Source organism: Paenibacillus sp. (assembly GCF_031177825.1).
Taxonomy (GTDB): Bacteria; Bacillota; Bacilli; order Paenibacillales; family YIM-B00363; genus Paenibacillus_AE.
The window spans coordinates 353,589-371,520 of the sequence record NZ_JAPSKE010000004.1; the positions used below are offsets into that span (position 1 = coordinate 353,589).

Sequence of the window (17,932 nt, forward strand, 5' to 3'; positions counted from 1 at the left end):
TCCTAGTCGCGCTGAGTTATCTTCGGCCGCGTCCCGCGCGTCGCGATCGCCGCGGTCGGCTCGTCCGGCCAGTAATGCTTCGGATATCGACCCTTAAGGTCTTTCTTAATTTCGAAGTACGTTTCGCGCCAGAAATTGGCCAGGTCTCTCGTAATTTGCACGGGCCGCTGCGCCGGCGACAGCAGATGGATCGTCACCGGCACCCGGCCCCCTCCGATTCGCGGCGTTTCGGCCCAGCCGAACAGCTCCTGCAGCTTAGCGGACAACGCGGGCGCGTCCGGGTCGCTATAATCGATCGCCAGCCTCGAGCCGCTGGGCACCGTCAGATGCGTCGGCGCCCAATCGTCCATTCGGCGACGCTGCTCCCAGGAGAGCGGCGCTTCGAGCGCTTCGACGAGACGCACGCGTTCGAGATCGCCCTTCGACTTCATGCCGAAGACGTAAGATCCGAGCCAGTCCGGCAGCGTCTCGAGCAAGCGTTCGTCGGAGACGTCCGGCCATTCCTCGCCCGCATGCCGGCGGAGGAACAAGAGCCTCTTGCGGCATTGATCCGCCGCCTTCGTCCACGGCAGCAGATGCAGACCGGTCTCCGCGATGCCGCGCAGCAACGCGTCCTTCACGCGTTCCGGATCGGGCGCCGCCGCCGGCGTCTCCTCGAGCACGATCGCGTCGAGCGTCGTTCGCCGCCGCGCGCGAACCGAGGCCGAGGCGGCGTCCCAATAGACGTCGTCCTCCGTGCGGATCCGGTCCGCGCAGACGCGCCGGAGCGCCTCCGCGCTTACCGGCGCCGCCGACCGGATCCGGCTGTCGACGCCCGCCCCGTCGAGCTCGGCGATGGCGAGGAACGTCTCGCGGGAGAGCGGCTCGTCCCCCGCGAATTCCGCGCCGCGCCCGCCGGCGAGCACGTATTTGCCGTTCGCGCGCCGCATCGCGACGCGGTCCGGGAACGCGAGCGCGAGCAGCTCGCCCGACGCGGCGGCCGCCGTCGGCCGGCTGTCCCGAACGACGCCGGCGTCCCGCATCCGACGCGCCGCTACCTCGCGCTGCTTCGCCGCCGCGGGCGTCGCGCCCCGGCGCAGCGCCTCGACGCGCAGGCGCATATCGGCGCCGCCGGGCGCCTGCGCGTCGCGCTCTTCGAGCAGCGTCGCCAGCTCGCAGGCGAGATCCCCGCGCCCGCCTTCCATGCCGCGCAGCGTCATATGCGCGAGCCGCGGGTGCATCCCGAGCTCCGCCATGCGGCGGCCCTCCGGCGTGACGACGCCGCGCGCGTCCAGCGCCCCGAGCCGCTGCAGCAGGTCGATAGCCTGCTTATAGGCGCCTTCCGGCGGCGGGTCGAGCCAGGAGAGCTCCAGCGGGTCGCGGACGCCCCAGACGGCGAGTTCGAGCGCGAGCGGCGTCACGTCCGTCGCGAGAATCTCCGGTTCGCCGAACGGCTCGAGCCGGCGGTGCTCCTCCTCCGTCCACAGCCGGTAGCAGACGCCCGGGGCGACCCGGCCGGCGCGGCCGCGCCGCTGATCGGCGGAGGCGACCGTGACCGCCGTCGTCTCGAGCGCCGTCAATCCCGTCCGCGGCGAATACCGCGGCACCCGGCTGAGCCCCGAGTCGACGACGATCCGCACGCCCTCGACGGTCAAGCTCGTCTCCGCGATGCTCGTCGCGAGCACGACCTTGCGTTCGCCCGGCCGAGCCGGCGCGATCGCCGCGTCCTGCTCTTCGGGAGACAGCGCCCCATAGAGCGGGGCGACGCGAACGCCCGGAGGCAGGCCGAGCCGCTCCAGCTCCCCGGCCGTGCGTCGAATTTCACGTCCGCCCGGCAGAAACGCAAGCACGTCTCCCTCCGGATGACGCAGGAGCGCTTCCTTCACGGTCGCCGCGGCGCGGCGTTCGACCGAAAGCTCCGTTCGCCGTTCTTCGTACCGCGTCTCGACCGGATACATCCGCCCTTCGCTGTGTACGACGGCGCAGCCGCCGAGCAGCCGCGCCGTCGCGTCGGCCTCGATCGTCGCCGACATGACGACGAGCCGCAGGTCGTCCCGAAACAGCCCTTGCGTCTGCAGCGCCAAGGCAAGCCCGAGATCGGCGTGCACGCTTCGTTCGTGGAATTCGTCGAACAGGACGCACGCGACGCCGTCCAGCGCCGGATCCTGCTGCAGCATCCGCGTCAGGACGCCTTCCGTGACGACTTCGATGCGCGTGCGGGGACCGACCTTCGTGTCCCCCTTCGTCCGATAGCCGACCGTCTCGCCGGCGCGTTCGCCGAGCAGCGACGCCATGCGCCGCGCCGCCCCTCGCGCCGCGATGCGCCGCGGCTCCAGCATGACGATGCGCCCGCTTCCCGCCCACGGCTCCCGGAGCAGCGCAAGCGGCACCATCGTCGTCTTGCCCGCGCCCGGGGGCGCCGTCACGACCGCGTTCGGACCGGCGGCCAGCGCCTTCTTCAAGGCGGGCAGCGCTTCTTCGATCGGCAGCCTCTCGCTCATGCCGACACCTCCGCAACCATTCTTCGACCCTTACCATACACGAATCGCGCCGAATTGGGAAGAGCCTAGCCGCGCGATTGCGCCTGAAGGGTTGCGTTCTTATAATAAGAGAGACTATAACGGAGAGGCCGGCGCGCATGCATGGATTCGATCATAGAGTCATACCGAAGATACCTTAAGAGTCAGGGGAAAGAAGAAAATACGATTAAAGCGTACGTACACGAAGCCGAAGGCTTCCTCGGGTGGTGTTCCATCCGGAACGCCGGTCTGTCCGAGCTGTCGCAGGCCGCGTTCTCCGAATACCGAGACGCGCTCGTCGGCCGCGGCATGAAGACCGCGACCGTCAATAAGTCCGTCTCGACGCTTAGCACGTTCTTCAAGTGGGCGCAATCGAACGGCCTCGCCGGCGACAACTTCGCACGGCGGCTTCGGCTGCCGGCGTCGAAGAAGGACGAGCCGCCTCGATGGTTGACGCCCGAGGAGGAAGCGGCGCTGCTGGACGTCGTCGCGAAGGAGTCGACCGTCTTCCAACGCGTCCGCAACGAAGCGTTGATCGCCGCCATGCTGTATGCGGGCGTGAAGGTGGAGGAACTGCCGCAGCTGCCCATCGGCGCCCTCCGCGGCGGCGAGCTGGACGTGTACGACGACGGGGTTCGCGTTCGGACCGTGCCGCTCTCGCCGTTCGCGTTCGCGAAGCTCGACGCTTGGCTTCGCCTTCGCCTCGCTTCGGCGAAGGAGGTTCACGCTCTGAGCGACGCGCTGTTCGTCACGGAGCGGTCCGGCAAGATGCAGCCGCGCGCCGTGCAGTTCGTGATCGAGACCTACAGCGTCAAACTCGGCATCCCGCTCTCGAGCCAATCGCTGCGGAATACGTTCTGCCGCAGGCTTGCGGAGCAGGGCGTCCCCGTCGAGCGGCTCAAGGCGCTGGCGGGCCATAAGACGCTGCTGACGACGTGGAAATATTATCGACAAGAAAGTAGAGGTTGATTTAACCAACTGCGTCGTGGTATGATAACGCTTGTGTCCATTAGGAGCTGTGGTGTAGAGGCCTAACATGCCTGCCTGTCACGCAGGAGACCGCGGGTTCGAATCCCGTCAGCTCCGCCATACATACCTATTCAACAGTCTCGTCACATTCGTGTCGGGATTGTTTTCTATTCCAGGAGGGTTAGCTATGTACCGAGGCCGTTTCGCCCCGACGCCGTCCGGACGCCTCCATCTCGGCAACCTGTACGCCGCGCTGATGGCGTGGCTCCACGCGAGAAGCGCAGGGGGCGCTTTCGCGCTGCGCATGGAGGACATCGACAAGCCGCGCTGCAAGCCCGACCTCGCCGAACTGGTTCTGAAAGACTTGCGCTGGTTCGGTTTGGATTGGGACGAGGGTCCGGACGTCGGCGGTCCGTACGCTCCTTATACGCAGAGCGAGCGGGCGGACCGTTATGAAGCCGCGCTCGACGCGTTGCTGGCGCACGGCAGGCTCTACCCGTGCTTCTGCAGCCGCGCCGAGCTGTTCTCGGTCGCGAGCGCTCCGCACGGACTCTCCTCCGAAGGACCTGCGTACGGCGGCTCCTGCCGCTTCCTGCCGCCGGAAGAGCGGTCTCGGAGGGCCGAGACGAAGACGCCCTCCCTCCGCTTCGCCGTTCCGCCGGACGCGCCCGTCGCCTTCGAGGACGCCGTCTACGGCCGCGTCGATTTCCCGCCCGGCGCGGGCGGCGACTTCGTCGTGCGCAGAGCCGACGGCATTATCGGCTATCAGCTCGCCGTCGTCGTCGACGACGCCGCGATGAACGTAACGCACGCGCTGCGCGGCGCCGACCTGCTCGACTCCACCCCGCGACAGCTGTGGCTGTACGAGGCGCTCGGTCTGACGCCGCCGGCCTTCGCGCACGTGCCGCTCCTCTGCGACGAACGAGGCGAACGGCTGTCGAAGCGTCAGAAGTCGCTCGCCGCCGCCGCGCTGAGGGAAGCCGGCGTCCCCGCGGAGACGCTCGTCGGACTCGTCGCTTGGTCGGCGCGCCTCATCGACCGGCCCGAGCCGATCCGCCCAGCGGAGCTCGTCGCCGGCTTCGACCTCGACAAGCTGCCGCGGGACCCGATCCGCTTCCCCTTGGACGCGCTTAAGAAATATAACGTTACCTCTACTTCCGGTTGAGGAACTTGCTCTGCCGCGGGACCGCGATCTCGTCGAACCGATCGGTCAAAATATCGAGCAGCAGGCTACAATCGTATTCGCCCACGACGGGAACGCCGTGCCCCGTCAGCGCGACATGCGGCCGCAACTCGCGCAGCTCGGCCACGGACCGGCGCGCCGCCTCCCAGTCGGTCGTCAAGTACGCGGGCGGTCCGTGAATGGCGCTGCGCTGCATCAACACGCCTCCGAGCGATTCCTGCGCCACCGTGACGAACGCGTCGCCCGCGATCAACGTCCGATCCGCATCCCGGAACAACGAGATATGGCCGTCGGAATGACCCGGCGTCGCCACCCATCGCCACTCCGGCAAGCCCGGCACGGAGCCGTCCGCGGGAAGCGGCTTCGCCCGTTCGCCGAGGTCGATCGCCTTCGTCGGGAACATGACCGACAGCCGCGCCATGCCGCCTCCGCCCACCGTCGGATCCGGCCGCGGATACGCCGCCTTGCCCGTAATGTGAGGCAGCTCCCTCTCGTGCGCGTATACCGGCACGTCCCACTTCTTCGCCAGCTCCCGGACGGCGCCGACATGGTCGAAGTGCGCGTGCGTCAGCACGATGCAGCTCGGCGCGCCTTCATAGCCCAGCCACTCCTTCGCATCTCTCTCGATCGCCTCCGCCGAGTACGGCAATCCCGTATCCACGAGCGCCCACTCCCCGTTCTTCGCCCCCGGTCGGCCGATGAACGCCATATTGACGATCAGCAGCCTTTTCCAATACACATCCCTCGCTAATCGTTCCGCTCTCATATCGCTGAACGCTCCCTTCGTCTGCCAAGCTGGTTTTACCGGTTAGGTTGCCCACCGCGCGGCGGACTATGTTCCGCTCGGGTGGGAATACTAGCGATAACCCACTTGGAAAGCGAGTGAATGGCAATGCCGGAGGTCAAATGCGTCGTCAACACATGCACCCACTATTTGTACGGGGATCGCTGCGGCGCGAAAAACATCGATATCCTGCATGAAGAGGAGACGATGATGTCCCAAGTCGTCGAACAGACGATGTGCAAGTCGTTCGTCCATGCGAGCAGCCTCGCCAATTATTTAGGTTCGGCGGACAACATTAACTTAGCCGGAACCGTCATGGGACTGGTCAATCCGGCGTACGCGGTCCATCCGTCCGTCGCCTGCACCGTCTCCTCCTGCGAATATTGGGGGGAAGGCGCCCGCTGCGTCGCGAAGGCGATCGAAATTACGGGCCGCGACAGCAACGAATGCCAGGACACGAACTGTCAGACGTTCGAACGTCGGGAAGGAGCGTAACCGAAACCGATGGAATACGAGATGAAGGTGAAGGAGCTCGACGAAGGCACGAACTACCCTCTGGACGTCTTGGCGGGCATGACGGGGCTCGGCTTCGATACGATCCGCCGGCTCGAACGCGAGGGGAAGTTCTCGTTCAACAACTCCGGCGACGGCCAACCGACGGTGAACGGCAAGGCGTTCCTCGATTGGGCGAAGTCGGTCGGGAATAAGATCGAAGTGGAGAAGACGGATTACACCCATTGACGGGAAAACGAAAAACCTTCGTTCCGCGCTGCGTCTCCTAAGACGCGGTCGCAATGGAACGAAGGTTTTTTATTTTCGACGCGTTCGCATGCATGCGACTTGCGATCGGGAGCCTCATCCCGTCCCCGCCGCTTCGAGGATCAAGTCGTACAGCTGCTGCAGCGGCTCCCGCTTCGGCTCCCGCTCCATCGCTTCGACGTAACGGGCGCGGTTTTCGTACAGTTCTCGAACGGCGCGCAGGAACGTCTCGCCGGTGAGCGTCTCCTCCGGCAGCACCTCGGCGACGCCGCGCTCGCGGAAGCTTTCCGCGTTCGCGATCTGATCGCCGCGGCTCTGGGCGAGCGGCAGCGGGATGAGCAGCATCGGCTTCTTCAACGCCAGGAATTCGAAGATCGAATTCGAGCCGGCGCGAGAGACGACGACGTCCGCCGCCGCAAGCAGGTCCGGCAGTTCGTCCGTCACGTATTCGAACTGACGGTACGATCTTGTCGACGCCGAGGGATCGGCATTGCCCTTCCCGCACAGATGTACGATCTGGAACGTCTCGGTCAGCGCGTCGAGCTCCTCGCGGATCGCTCGGTTAATCCGCTGCGAGCCGAGGCTGCCGCCCATGACGAGCAGCACCGGCTTCGTGCGCACGAAGTCGCACATCGCGAGACCGCGGACCGCTTCGCCGCGGAACAGCTCCTCTCGCACGACCGCTCCGACGTGCACCGCCTTGTTCGGCGGCAGATGCTTCGCCGTGTCCTGGAACGTCGTGCATACCTTCGTCGCCATCGGAATCGACAGCTTGTTCGCCAGACCCGGCGTAAAGTCGGATTCGTGGATGATCGACGGGATCCGATTCAGCCAAGCTCCCGCGACGACCGGCACCGACACGAACCCTCCCTTGGAGAAGACGACGCCGGGCCGGATCGCGGCCATCAGCCGATACGCCTGCCAGACGCCCTTCACGACGCGGAACGGGTCCTTCGCGTTGTTCCAATCCATATACCGCCGCAGCTTGCCGGTAGCGATGCCGTGGTACGTCACTTGCGGAACGCCGGCGACGAGCTCCCGTTCGATGCCGCGCTCCGAACCGATATAATGCACATCCCAGCCGTCGCGCAAAAACCTCGGCATCAAGGCTAAATTCACGGTCACATGGCCGGCCGTGCCGCCGCCGGTAAACACGATGGCGCGCTTCATCCGCCTCTTCCGCCTCCCCGTTTATCTTCGATGTTTTCGCTTCATAGCCGCCTGCAGCCGCGCGGACTCCTTGCGGGCCGCATAGGCTGCTTCGGCTTCCATCTTGCGATAGTTCCGGTACCGCCCTTCGGAGAGCGTCCCGGCCCGCAGCGCCTCGCGTACGGCGCAGCCCGGCTCTCGCTCATGCCGGCAATCGCCGAACCGGCAGCCGCTCGCGACGGCGACGACGTCCTCGAACGTCTCGGACAACCCCTGACCGACGTCCCAGAGCTGAATCTCCCGCATCCCCGGCGTATCGATCAGCAGGCCGCCGGACGGCAGGACGAACATCTCCCGATGCGTCGTCGTATGCCGGCCGCGAGCGTCCTGCTCGCGGATGCCCGCGACGGCGAGGCGCGCTTCGCCGAGCAGCGCGTTCGCGAGCGTCGACTTCCCGACGCCGCTCGAGCCGAGCAGCGCCGCGGTGCGTCCGCGGGTCGCGTAGGCGCGGATCGCGTCCATGCCCTCGCCCGTCTCCGCCGACGCCGCATATACCGGCACGCCCAGGGCGATCGCCTCCGCCTGCTCGAGATAGGGCGCAGGATCCGGACAGAGGTCCGCCTTCGTCAAGACGATGACCGGGTTCGCCCCGCTCTCCCAGGCCAGCAGCAAATAACGCTCCAATCTCCTCGGATTGAAGTCCATATTCAACGAGCTGACCAAGAACACCGTATCGACGTTGGCGGCGACGATCTGCTCCGTCGTCTCGCCGCCGGCCGCTTTACGGGAAAACTTGCTCGTGCGCGGCAGCACGCCGTGGATCGTCGCTTTCCCTTCCTCGTCGCGCGCCGATACGGCGACCCAGTCGCCTACGGCGGGCAAGTCGTCCCGCCCCAACGCTTCGAATCGAAGCTTGCCGGACAGCTCGGCGAGCAGCTCTCCGTTCTCCGTCCAGATGCGGTACATTCGCTTATGCTCCAGGGACACTCGGCCCGGAGTCCAACCTTTGGCGCGGGACGAGGCGAACGCCGCCTCCCGCGCTTCATTCCAACCGTATCGTTCCAATTCCGACATTCGGATCCTCCAATAATATCGCTCGGAGGACGTACCGGCCGACGGAAGCTTCATATTATAGGGAACCGGCGAATCCTCTTGCGCGAATCGATTGATGTGCTTTTGCCTTACCGACGAACGACGAGACGACGTTGACCGCAGCGCGGACAGTTGCAAGGTTCACCATATTACATCACTCCTTCGGAAGCTTCCAAACATTACCCATTATAGGGCAACGGCGTCCGCCGCACAACGGAAGATTATTCGACCACGCCCGGGGTCTCGAGAACGACTCGAATTTCGCTTTCGAAAGTAAGCTTCGGGTAGATCTTCCGCCAGTCCTCCCATTCCGTATCATTGTTGTAATGCGTCGCGCGATAATGAAGCCCGAATCCGAACGGGTCTACATCGTCTTCCTGCAGCTTCTTAAGTAACGAGATAATGTCCTCGTTCATCCGTTGTTCGAGCGCGCTTTCGAATTTCCCCAGCTCGCTCGGTTCTACCGTCTCGCTCGCGACCTCCACCGTTCCGAGAACCGTTCCTTTCACGGTAACGGTCGGCTTCGCTCCCGTCCTTAATTCGTGATCCAGCTTGATTTCGTCCGCTGTCACGGAGAAGCTGTCCGTTCCCCGTTGGACGCTTAACGTCGCCCGCTCCGCCCGATTCAGAAGCATGCTGTATAAACCCGTCTCTTGCGGGTTCAGGGCCGTCTTGATGCCGGAACGCGTCACGATGTATGCCTTTTGGATGTCGAATTGCTTCTTGTAAGGCTCGACGATCGGCACGACAGGATCGATCCCCCTCTCATGCAATCTACGATGCAAGTCGAATAAGTATTCGGTCACGATATACGGGGTCTCGCTGCCCTCGTCTCCGAACGCGGTGAACAGCGAGCTCGAAGGCAACTGCTCGAACATCGGCTTAATGTTCAGCGCGGTCGCCGCGTCGGGGCGTGCGACAGCGACGTACGCGATCTTCTGAATATCCCGCCTGCGGAAAAACCAATCCATCGTCTTCAACCAATTCCGCTTCGCGAGACTCTCCCCGATGAAAATCATCTTCATATGACCGAAGTCGAACTCCTTGTCGACCTGAGACTTCATGAAGGCGACGGCCTCCCCGATCGAGTTCGACTCCCGCTTGATCAGCAGAAACTCGTTCTTCGCGGCCTTCGGGTCCGCCTGCGGCAGCGCCAGCTTTAACGTTACTTCATACAAAAAACCGTTCTTTCCTTCATCGACGCCCATCGATACGACGAAGAATCGCTTATCGATATCCTTATACCCGTTAAAACCGATGCCGGCGAACATGAGCAGGGCGAGGACAAGCGCCGATCTCGCGAAGAACTCGAGCTTAGCAAGCCTCATTCCGCTCCCCCTTCTTCCGCCTCGCTCGGCTTTGGACATAGGCGGCCCAGACGAGGATCGCCAGCACGAGCAAGGTGTTCGGCATTTGAATCCAAAGCCACAACCTTGCGACCTCGCGGATGAAGCGAAGGCCGAAATTCAGGTCGATATAAATCGAAGCGAACGCCGCCGCCGCCAACAAACCGTAAGGCAAGACGACCTGAGACCACGACGCCCCGATGCGGCGAGGCAGCACGGATTTGAAGAGCTGCAGTCCGGAATGCCAATACACGATGATCGCGACGACGCTGATCATTACGTTCAACAGGAGGAAGAAAAACAACAACCTCTCGATGAACCCGTACTTCAGCCGGAGCGAATCCGCCGTGGCGAACCACGGGTACGTCCATCCGAGCACGCCGTCCGCGCCGTGGAAACCGATCGGCAGCAGGAACGTGATTAACAGCATAGCCGCGCCGGTGGCCGTCATCGCCATATACACCCACCAACGCTTCACGTCCGGCGCGATGACGCGGTTAAAGACGCATAATGCCATAAATCCCGAGAAAATAAACATCGTGCCGTTGAACGCCAACGGGGATGGCATCTCATATACATGCGTCGTAACCTCCCGAATGCTGTCGAACATGAGGCTGTCGCTGAACACGGCTTTCACGATCACGAACACGACGAAGGGGGCGGCAAGAACGAGGATAATCTCCATTAAATACAAAACCTTGGTCGAAGGCATGTTCGCCAGCAGCACCACGACCGTCAGAAATAACGCCAACGCCTCCACTGGAGCGAAATCCGGATTAATGAACCGTTTGGTCACCTCTGAGATGTACAGCAGGATGACGAACCCGCCGACGAACCACAACGCGGTTTGCAGGAGGAGGAAGGGCGCACCGATCCATCGAGGAAGCGCGCCGGCCATAATTTCCGGCAAGCCTTGCTTCGGGAATCGGCTGAACAGTCGCACGAAGACGAACAGCATCAAGCCGCCTAGCGGAATTCCGATCAAGATCGAAGGAACCGTCCCGCTATATCGATCTTCCTGCAGAAGGATCGACACCTGCGATACGATGTTCGTCAACATATTCAAGACCAAGAAATAAACCAAATACCGGTTCATAGTTTCCTCCTACACGCCCGATTCGGGTTGTCTCTGCGTCGGCTTCACGTGACGGTCGTCGTTTTCGAACAGCTTCATGTAAGGCTTCCCGAAGCTTTCCAGCGATACCAAGTACCCGATCAAGGCAATGATCCCGAGCACGATGCCGATCAATCCGAACAGCGTGGCGAAGAGCAGGATACCGTATTTGGCGACCCGCAGCGCGAAGCTCATCGAGTTGATCGGCACGACGAAATTCGAGATGGCTACGGTCGCGACGATGATAATCATGATGCTGCTCACTAGGCTCGCTTCGGTAGCGGCCGTACCGAGAATCAAACCGCCGACCGTCGTCGCCGTCGAGCCGATCGCCTTCGGCAGACGGATCGAAGCCTCGACCAGCAGCTCCATGGCCAGCAGCATCAGGAGCACCTCCAGGAACGCCGGATACGGAACGGGTACCCGGCTTCCGGCGATCGAGAGCGCCAGCTGCGCCCGCAGGATCTCGGGATTATAAGCGGAGACCGCGACGTACGCCGCCGGAAGCGTTAAGCTGATGAGCAAGGAAGCATACCTCAGAATAATTAAGAAGCGGCTGATGAAATATTGTTGGTAAAGGTCTTCCATAGACGCCAGAAAGTCGTAAAACGTCGATGGCGCGATGAGCGCGAACGCCGTCCCTTCCATTAAGAGGACGACCTTCCCCTGCGAAAGATTGAGCGTCGCCCGGTCGGGCCTTTCCGTGATCATGATGCGTGGAAATAGGCTTCGCTTCGGCTCCCCGAGCAGTTGAACCAGTTGTCCCGTCGATTGGACGACCGCCATGGTAACGCTGTCGATCCGACGCTTCAGCTCGGCGATCAGATTCGGGTCGGCCGTGGCGCTATCGTACAAAATCGTCAACCCCGTCTGCGTAACGGTTCCTACCTTCGCCTTCTCCACCCGAAGCGAGGGTTGGTTATAACGCTGGCGAAGCAGCGTAATATTCGTCCCCAGATCTTCGCTGAACGCGTTGAGCGGTCCTTGGATGACCGTTTCGACGGTCGCTTCCCGAATGGTTCCGAGCGGAAATTTACGAACGTCATATACGTATACATCCGTTCCCGACAATAAAATCGCGTAACCGTCCGCGAGCAACGACAGGATCTCCTTCTCCGATTTCGGAGCGACCCGGTTCGGCAAGCTAACGACGTAGTCGTCATAGTTCGCGAACATCGCTTTGTTGTAAAACGGCGTAACCAACAAATCGAACACTTTGGCTTCGTCGGCGACGGTGCGCACGTACATCAGGTCTACGCTCGTTTGCTCCCGATGCATTGTCTTCTGTATTAGGTCCGAGGCGCCCTTCAGTTGCGCGATAATTTTTTGCTTTAGTTCCTCCATGGCTTCGATAGAAATCCGCTCCCCGATTTTCTAAATCTGGATTAGTATGGAGATGTTAAGGAGCGTTCATGCAGACGAAAAAAAGACGACCCCGAACGCGTTCGGAATCGTCTTACAGGAGGAGCATATTCGAATGAAACATTAGTCGCCGCAAGCGCCCCCGGCGGAAGCCGCCGTCGTCGCCGCGTCTTCGACCGCGATCTTCTCGGACAGCGTATCGCGAATGAGGTTGAACACAAGCTGCAGCGTATAGTTTAAGTCGGATTGCGACTGGCGGAATTGCGTCACGATCGGATAGTCGTCGAGCTGGTTCTGCAGCTCTTCGATCTCGGCTTCGATCTTCTTCACCATATCCGCGTTCTTGAACGTCGTCTCGAACGCGACGATTTCCTTCTGCTTCTTCTTAATCGCGGCGATCAAGCGTTGGATCTCCGGATGTTCGTTGACCCGCTTCTCCGCCTTGCGGAAGACGTCCGCTTCGTCGGACGACGACAGCAGCTCGGCGACTTCCTTCGCCTTCGCCATAATGTCCTCCCGGACGAGCAGATCCTTCGTATGATAATGCTTCATCGGCTTGCCGTCGGCTTCCGCGCTGCACGCGTGCCCCGCATGTCCTTCATGCCGATACAGATGATGATGCGCCATGGGTTTCGCTCCTTCTATAACCTTCTATAAGTTGGCGACGGCAGGCGAATCGGTTCCCGCCAGTTCGCCTTTGATAAACCAAGTCATCGGTTCGGTGACGGTCACCTTCGCGAACGTGCCGATCAACTCGCGAGGACCTTGGAAATGAACAAGCTTATTGGATCGCGTCCGTCCCGACAGCATGTCGGCATTGTTCTTGCTGACGCCTTCGACAAGCACCTCCACCGTCTGTCCGCGCAATCGCTCGTTCGCTTCGCGGCTGATTTCGTTCAGCGCGTCGTTCAGGCGAATGAGCCGTGCGGACTTCTCCTCGGCCGGAATGTCGTCCGCCATCTCGGCGGCCGGCGTTCCTTCCCGCGGGCTGTAGATGAACGTGTACGCCGAGTCGTAGCGCACTTCCTTGACGAGCGACAGCGTGTCCAGGAACTGTTCCTCCGTCTCGCCCGGGAAGCCGACGATAATGTCCGTCGTCAGCACGACGTCCGGGATCGCCCGCTTGATCTTCGCGACGAGCTCGAGGTACTGCTCCCGCGAATATTTCCGGCTCATCTTCTTCAGCACGTCCGTATTGCCGGATTGCACCGGCAGATGGATATGCTCCACGAGATTGCCTCCCGCAGCCAGCACCTCGATCAGATGATCGTCGAAGTCGCGCGGATGCGACGTCGTGAACCGGATGCGCGGAATGTCGATCTTCCGAATGTCGTCCATCAAATCGCCGAATCGGTATTCGATGTCTTCGAAGTCCTTGCCGTAGGCGTTGACGTTCTGCCCGAGCAGGGTGACTTCCTTGTACCCTTGCCGCGCCAGCTCGCGAACCTCGGCGATGACGTCCTCCGGCCGGCGGCTGCGCTCCTTGCCTCGCGTATACGGCACGATGCAGTACGTGCAGAACTTGTCGCAGCCGTACATGATGTTGACCCAAGCCTTCATGCCTTCGCGCTTCTTCGGCAAGTTCTCGACGATGTCGCCTTCCTTGGACCAAACCTCGACGACCATTTCTTTATCGTAATACGCGTCCTGCAGCAGCCTCGGCAGGCGGTGGATGTTATGCGTGCCGAAGATGAGGTCGACGTGTTGATGCTTCGTCAAGATGCGCTGCACGACGCCTTCCTCTTGCGACATGCAACCGCATACGCCGAGAATGACGTTCGGACGCTCCAGCTTCAGATGCTTCAGATGGCCGAGCTCGCCGAAAACCTTGTCCTCCGCGTTCTCGCGGATCGCGCACGTATTCAAGAGGATGACGTCGGCTTCGCGCTTATCGTCCGTCGAGACGTAGCCCATCGCCTCGAGCATCCCCTTCATCGTCTCGGAGTCGTGCTCGTTCATCTGGCAGCCGTACGTCGTTACGAGGTAGCGCTTTCCCGCGCCGAACGTCCGCATCTCTTCGGGGATGTCGAAGCCGTAATGCACTTCGACCTCTTCCTTCCCGCGCTTCTTCCCCGCTTTATAATCCGGTTGCGAATTTATTTGAATGTTGCGCCCGTTCAGCCGGTACGTCGTCTTGCCGTCCTCCACGCTTACGACCTTCGCGCTCGAAAAATCGAAATATTTGGAATAGTCCTTCGGTTCCTTCGCGCTCATCGCTATCGTTCACTTCCTCTTATGCTGAATGTCCCATTCGGAAATTATAACATAAGGGCGAATAAAGAATCCATTCATCGAAAAAGAAACAGCCCCGTCGCCGGAGCCGCTTCCCATTATTCCAAGACGATCGTTCCCTTGTCTCCGTTCTTGATGCCCGCGGCGTTCGCTTCGTCCGTGTCGATATGCATGTCGAGGGCGAATTGATCGGAGACGCGGCAGACGACGTTCGCGAACGTGACCGCCCGCTCGCCTTGCGTCTTCACGCTGACGATCTGTTTATCCTTCACGTTCATCCGCGCCGCATCGTCCGTATGCAAATGAATGTGACGGGAAGCGACGATGACCCCGCGTTCGACCGTCGCTTCGCCCTTCGGTCCGACGATTCGGATCCCGGGCGTCCCGTCGATATTTCCGGACAACCGGACCGGCGCGTCGACGCCGAGCGCGAACGCGTCGGTGCGGGAAATTTCCAGCTGCGTGTTCCCTCTCGCCGGTCCGAGAATCCGAACTTTGTCGAAACGGCCTTTCGGCCCGACGACGGCCACCGTCTCCTCCGCCGCGAATTGTCCCGGTTGCGACAACGGCTTCAACGTCTTCAGCTCGTATCCTTGACCGAATAAGATGTCGATATGCTCCGGCGCCAAGTGAATGTGACGGGCGGACACCCCGATCGGAATTTCGTACATGCTTGTCGTCCTCCTCGGTCCTTGCGGTGTGATCGATTCCCTTTTCCACCCAATCATAGCCTTGTTCAGTATTCCATGCAAACGAAAAGAGCATACGGGAAGTCCCCGAATGCTCTCGTTCGTTGCGATCTATTTAACGGAATTCCGCGACGAGCTTCGCGAACTGCTCTTCCGTAATCGTCAGATCTTGCTTCGCCAGGCCTTCCGGATGGAAGCCCTTGACCAATGCCTCGTAAGGCTTCTTGCTCTTGTCTTGATAGATCAGCCCGCACAGCATGCTGTTCGTCTCCATGATTTTCGTCATGGCCGCGATCCGGTTGGACGGATCGTAGTCGGACTGCTCGTCGAGATCGACGATATGCTCCTTGAACCAGTCGTACGTGTTGATTTTGTTGAACGTGACGCAAGGGCTGAATACGTTGACGATCGAGAAGCCTTCGTGCTTGATCGCTTCTTCGATGAGCGCCGTCAGCTGCTTGATGTTGCTGGAGAACGACTGCGCCACGAACGTCGCGCCTGCGGACAACGCGATCTCGAGCGGGCTGAGCGTGCCTTCGATCGAACCTTCCGGCGTCGACTTCGTCTTGAAGCCTTCCGCGCTTCGCGGCGACGTCTGGCCCTTCGTCAACCCGTAGATTTGGTTATCCATAACGATGTACGTTACGTTCATGTTGCGTCGGATCGCGTGCACCGTATGTCCGAGTCCGATCGCGAAGCCGTCGCCGTCGCCTCCGGATGCGATGACCGTCAGCTCGCGGTTCGCCATCTTGAGGCCTTGGGCGATCGGCAGCGCGCGGCCGTGGATGCCGTGGAAGCCATAAGCGTTAATGTAACCGGAGATGCGTCCGGAACAGCCGATGCCGGAGACGACCGCAAGGTTATCCGGCTCGAGGCCGACGTTCGCGGCGGCGCGTTGGATCGCGGCTTGCACCGAGAAATCTCCGCAGCCCGGGCACCAGTTCGGTTTGATGTTGTTACGGAAGTCTTTAAATGTTGCCATCGCTTATAACAACTCCTTGCAGCCGGTGTGAATTTCGGAAGGCAGGAACGGCGTCCCGTCGTATTTCAGGAAGTTCTTCACTTTGTTCGCATGACCGACGCGCAGCTTCAGCTGATCCGCCAGCTGGCCTGTCGCGTTGTTTTCGACGATGACGACCGTCTTCGCTTTCTCGACGTACGGCGCCACGAGCTCGGTCGGGAACGGGAACAGCTGGCGAACCGTCATGTGGTTCGACTTGATGCCGTCCTTCGTCAGACGCTCGCGCGCTTCGTCGATCGTGCCGCCGATGGAGCTCATGCCGACGATCAGAACGTCCGGCTCTTCGTGCGGCGCATCGATATGGATCGGGTTCGTGATCCGTACGCTTTCGAGCTTCTTCAATCGCTTATCCATCATCTTCTTGCGGTTGATCGGGCTTTCGGAAGGACGGCCTTCTTGGTCGTGCTCGACGCCCGTCACGTGGTGGATGCCGTTCTTCATGCCCGGCAGGACGCGAGGCGATACGCCGTCTTCCGTAAACTCGTATCGCTTGAACAGCTTGTTTTCTTCGAGCTGCGGCAGCTCGCCGGTTTGCAGCGCGCCGCGGTCGATCTTAATCTTATCGAGCTCGAGGTTTTCCGCGGTTTGCTTGCCGAGAGACAGCTGCAGGTCGGTCACGATGATGACCGGGCATTGGAACTTCTCCGCCAGGTTGAACGCTTCGATCGCATCGTAGAAGCATTCTTCGACCGTGCTCGGCGCGATGACGATCTTCGGAATTTCCCCGTGCGTGCCGTAGATCATCGCGTTGATGTCGGACTGCTCCTGCTTCGTCGGAAGACCGGTGGACGGTCCGCCGCGCTGCGTATCGACGATGACGACCGGCGTCTCGGTCATGCCGGCGAGGCCGATCGCTTCCATCATGAGCGACAGACCCGGGCCCGCCGAAGCGGTCAACGTACGCACGCCGCCGTAGTTGGCGCCGATGGCCATCGTGACGGCCGCGATCTCGTCTTCCGTCTGAATGACGGTGCCGCCGAACTTCGGCAGCGTCTTGACGAGGTATTCCATGATTTCGGAAGCCGGCGTAATCGGGTAAGCCGGCATGAAGCGGCAGCCGCCGACGACGGCGCCGAGGGCGATCGCGTCGTTGCCGATCATGAACAGCTTCGCCTTGCCGTCGGAAGGCTCCAGCTGGAAGTCCGCGAGCGAACCGCCCGCCAGCTCGAGAACGAATTCCGCGCCGCGGCGCACCGCTTCGACGTTCTTCTCGACGATCGCCGGACCTTTACGTCCGAACTCTTCTTCTACCGCTTTATTGAACACCTCGAGCGGCAATCCGAGCAGCGCCCAGGATGCGCCGGAAGCGACCATGTTCTTGAACAGGGATGTGCCAAGCTCTTCCGCGATCGAGGTGATCGGGACCGGGAACAGTCTTGCATCGATGCCTTCCGGCACCGTCGGATTGAATTTCGCGTCGGCCACGATGACGCCGCCCTTGCGCAATTCATGAGAGTTCAAATCGATCGTCTCTTGGTCGAACGCGACGAGGATGTCGAGATCGTCCGAAATCGCGCGAATCGCTTTCGTGGAAATCCGAATCTTGTTGTTGGTATGTCCGCCCTTGATTCGGGAAGAGAAGTGACGATATCCGTACAAGTAATACCCGAGCCGGTTGAGCGCAGTCGAGAAAATACGGTCGGTACTTTCAACGCCTTCCCCTTGTTGTCCGCCGATTTTCCATGACAATTGGCTAATCAAGAAAGTCCACTCCTTTGGAGGCCGAAAAATAGT

At 61.3% G+C, this 17,932-nt stretch carries 16 protein-coding genes and 1 tRNA gene; 5 read left to right on the forward strand and 12 right to left on the reverse strand.

Annotated features, from left to right (window positions below):
- Window positions 1-2 precede the first annotated feature (2 nt).
- The gene (gene hrpB, locus RIN49_RS07355; RefSeq protein ID WP_309119511.1) at window positions 3-2,480 is read right to left on the reverse strand and encodes an ATP-dependent helicase HrpB; all 2,478 of its coding nucleotides are present in this window, start codon (window positions 2,478-2,480) and stop codon (window positions 3-5) included.
- Window positions 2,481-2,621: 141 nt separating this feature from the next.
- On the opposite strand from hrpB, the gene RIN49_RS07360 reads away from it, so the two are divergent.
- The 3 genes from RIN49_RS07360 to gluQRS all read left to right on the forward strand — a co-directional run bounded on the left by RIN49_RS07360 (window position 2,622) and on the right by gluQRS (window position 4,632).
- Entirely contained in the window at window positions 2,622-3,467 is an 846-nt protein-coding gene (locus RIN49_RS07360) for a tyrosine-type recombinase/integrase (RefSeq protein WP_309119512.1), read from the forward strand.
- A 43-nt stretch (window positions 3,468-3,510) separates the two neighbouring features.
- Window positions 3,511-3,587, forward strand: a tRNA-Asp gene (locus tag RIN49_RS07365).
- 67 nt (window positions 3,588-3,654) lie between these two features.
- On the forward strand, window positions 3,655-4,632 hold the full coding sequence (gluQRS, locus tag RIN49_RS07370) for a tRNA glutamyl-Q(34) synthetase GluQRS (protein ID WP_309119513.1): 978 nt from the start codon (window positions 3,655-3,657) through the stop codon (window positions 4,630-4,632).
- On the opposite strand, the gene RIN49_RS07375 is transcribed toward gluQRS, so the two are convergent.
- Window positions 4,619-5,416, reverse strand: coding sequence for an MBL fold metallo-hydrolase (locus tag RIN49_RS07375; protein ID WP_309119514.1), 798 nt, complete (start codon window positions 5,414-5,416; stop codon window positions 4,619-4,621). The genes gluQRS and RIN49_RS07375 overlap by 14 nt on opposite strands.
- A gap of 126 nt (window positions 5,417-5,542) precedes the next feature.
- Between RIN49_RS07375 and RIN49_RS07380 the strand changes: the two genes are divergently transcribed.
- Both RIN49_RS07380 and RIN49_RS07385 read left to right on the forward strand, forming a co-directional pair.
- A complete protein-coding gene (locus RIN49_RS07380) occupies window positions 5,543-5,929 on the forward strand; it encodes a DUF1540 domain-containing protein (protein WP_309119515.1) in 387 nt (128 codons plus the stop codon).
- A 9-nt stretch (window positions 5,930-5,938) separates the two neighbouring features.
- Window positions 5,939-6,175: a hypothetical protein gene (locus RIN49_RS07385; protein ID WP_309119516.1), complete on the forward strand. Its 237-nt coding sequence runs from the start codon at window positions 5,939-5,941 to the stop codon at window positions 6,173-6,175.
- A 114-nt stretch (window positions 6,176-6,289) separates the two neighbouring features.
- Here RIN49_RS07385 and RIN49_RS07390 read toward each other — a convergent pair whose 3' ends face one another.
- From RIN49_RS07390 to RIN49_RS07435, 10 genes are all read right to left on the reverse strand, one after another.
- A complete protein-coding gene (locus tag RIN49_RS07390) occupies window positions 6,290-7,363 on the reverse strand; it encodes an undecaprenyldiphospho-muramoylpentapeptide beta-N-acetylglucosaminyltransferase (RefSeq protein ID WP_309119517.1) in 1,074 nt (357 codons plus the stop codon).
- 21 nt (window positions 7,364-7,384) lie between these two features.
- Window positions 7,385-8,416, reverse strand: coding sequence for a ribosome small subunit-dependent GTPase A (gene rsgA, locus RIN49_RS07395; RefSeq protein WP_309119518.1), 1,032 nt, complete (start codon window positions 8,414-8,416; stop codon window positions 7,385-7,387).
- A 239-nt stretch (window positions 8,417-8,655) separates the two neighbouring features.
- Window positions 8,656-9,762, reverse strand: a complete 1,107-nt coding sequence (locus RIN49_RS07400; RefSeq protein ID WP_309119519.1) for a Ger(x)C family spore germination protein — start codon at window positions 9,760-9,762, stop codon at window positions 8,656-8,658.
- Window positions 9,749-10,876: a GerAB/ArcD/ProY family transporter gene (locus RIN49_RS07405; protein WP_309119520.1), complete on the reverse strand. Its 1,128-nt coding sequence runs from the start codon at window positions 10,874-10,876 to the stop codon at window positions 9,749-9,751. The genes RIN49_RS07400 and RIN49_RS07405 overlap by 14 nt, the downstream gene beginning before the upstream one ends.
- A 9-nt stretch (window positions 10,877-10,885) precedes the next feature.
- On the reverse strand, window positions 10,886-12,238 hold the full coding sequence (locus RIN49_RS07410; protein WP_309119521.1) for a spore germination protein: 1,353 nt from the start codon (window positions 12,236-12,238) through the stop codon (window positions 10,886-10,888).
- Between the two features lie 141 nt (window positions 12,239-12,379).
- Window positions 12,380-12,808 carry a YlbF/YmcA family competence regulator gene (locus RIN49_RS07415; RefSeq protein ID WP_309119538.1) on the reverse strand — a complete coding sequence of 143 codons (429 nt, stop codon included), beginning with the start codon at window positions 12,806-12,808 and terminating at the stop codon, window positions 12,380-12,382.
- 99 nt (window positions 12,809-12,907) lie between these two features.
- On the reverse strand, window positions 12,908-14,470 hold the full coding sequence (miaB, locus tag RIN49_RS07420) for a tRNA (N6-isopentenyl adenosine(37)-C2)-methylthiotransferase MiaB (RefSeq protein ID WP_309119522.1): 1,563 nt from the start codon (window positions 14,468-14,470) through the stop codon (window positions 12,908-12,910).
- A 116-nt stretch (window positions 14,471-14,586) separates the two neighbouring features.
- Entirely contained in the window at window positions 14,587-15,159 is a 573-nt protein-coding gene (locus RIN49_RS07425) for a phosphate propanoyltransferase (protein WP_309119523.1), read from the reverse strand.
- A gap of 133 nt (window positions 15,160-15,292) precedes the next feature.
- Window positions 15,293-16,159 carry a 2-oxoacid:ferredoxin oxidoreductase subunit beta gene (locus RIN49_RS07430; protein ID WP_309119524.1) on the reverse strand — a complete coding sequence of 289 codons (867 nt, stop codon included), beginning with the start codon at window positions 16,157-16,159 and terminating at the stop codon, window positions 15,293-15,295.
- Window positions 16,160-16,162: 3 nt separating this feature from the next.
- The gene (locus RIN49_RS07435) at window positions 16,163-17,899 is read right to left on the reverse strand and encodes a 2-oxoacid:acceptor oxidoreductase subunit alpha (RefSeq protein ID WP_309119525.1); all 1,737 of its coding nucleotides are present in this window, start codon (window positions 17,897-17,899) and stop codon (window positions 16,163-16,165) included.
- Window positions 17,900-17,932 lie beyond the last annotated feature (33 nt).

Bases quoted from the DNA above. Each gene is read 5' to 3' on its own strand.
- hrpB (WP_309119511.1), bottom strand. From the start codon at position 2,480: ATGAGCGAGAGGCTGCCGATCGAAGAAGCGCTGCCCGCCTTGAAGAAG.
- RIN49_RS07360 (WP_309119512.1), top strand. From the start codon at position 2,622: ATGGATTCGATCATAGAGTCATACCGAAGATACCTTAAGAGTCAGGGG.
- gluQRS (WP_309119513.1), top strand. From the start codon at position 3,655: ATGTACCGAGGCCGTTTCGCCCCGACGCCGTCCGGACGCCTCCATCTC.
- RIN49_RS07375 (WP_309119514.1), bottom strand. From the start codon at position 5,416: ATGAGAGCGGAACGATTAGCGAGGGATGTGTATTGGAAAAGGCTGCTG.
- RIN49_RS07380 (WP_309119515.1), top strand. From the start codon at position 5,543: ATGCCGGAGGTCAAATGCGTCGTCAACACATGCACCCACTATTTGTAC.
- RIN49_RS07385 (WP_309119516.1), top strand. From the start codon at position 5,939: ATGGAATACGAGATGAAGGTGAAGGAGCTCGACGAAGGCACGAACTAC.
- RIN49_RS07390 (WP_309119517.1), bottom strand. From the start codon at position 7,363: ATGAAGCGCGCCATCGTGTTTACCGGCGGCGGCACGGCCGGCCATGTG.
- rsgA (WP_309119518.1), bottom strand. From the start codon at position 8,416: ATGTCGGAATTGGAACGATACGGTTGGAATGAAGCGCGGGAGGCGGCG.
- RIN49_RS07400 (WP_309119519.1), bottom strand. From the start codon at position 9,762: ATGAGGCTTGCTAAGCTCGAGTTCTTCGCGAGATCGGCGCTTGTCCTC.
- RIN49_RS07405 (WP_309119520.1), bottom strand. From the start codon at position 10,876: ATGAACCGGTATTTGGTTTATTTCTTGGTCTTGAATATGTTGACGAAC.
- RIN49_RS07410 (WP_309119521.1), bottom strand. From the start codon at position 12,238: ATGGAGGAACTAAAGCAAAAAATTATCGCGCAACTGAAGGGCGCCTCG.
- RIN49_RS07415 (WP_309119538.1), bottom strand. From the start codon at position 12,808: ATGAAGCATTATCATACGAAGGATCTGCTCGTCCGGGAGGACATTATG.
- miaB (WP_309119522.1), bottom strand. From the start codon at position 14,470: ATGAGCGCGAAGGAACCGAAGGACTATTCCAAATATTTCGATTTTTCG.
- RIN49_RS07425 (WP_309119523.1), bottom strand. From the start codon at position 15,159: ATGTACGAAATTCCGATCGGGGTGTCCGCCCGTCACATTCACTTGGCG.
- RIN49_RS07430 (WP_309119524.1), bottom strand. From the start codon at position 16,159: ATGGCAACATTTAAAGACTTCCGTAACAACATCAAACCGAACTGGTGC.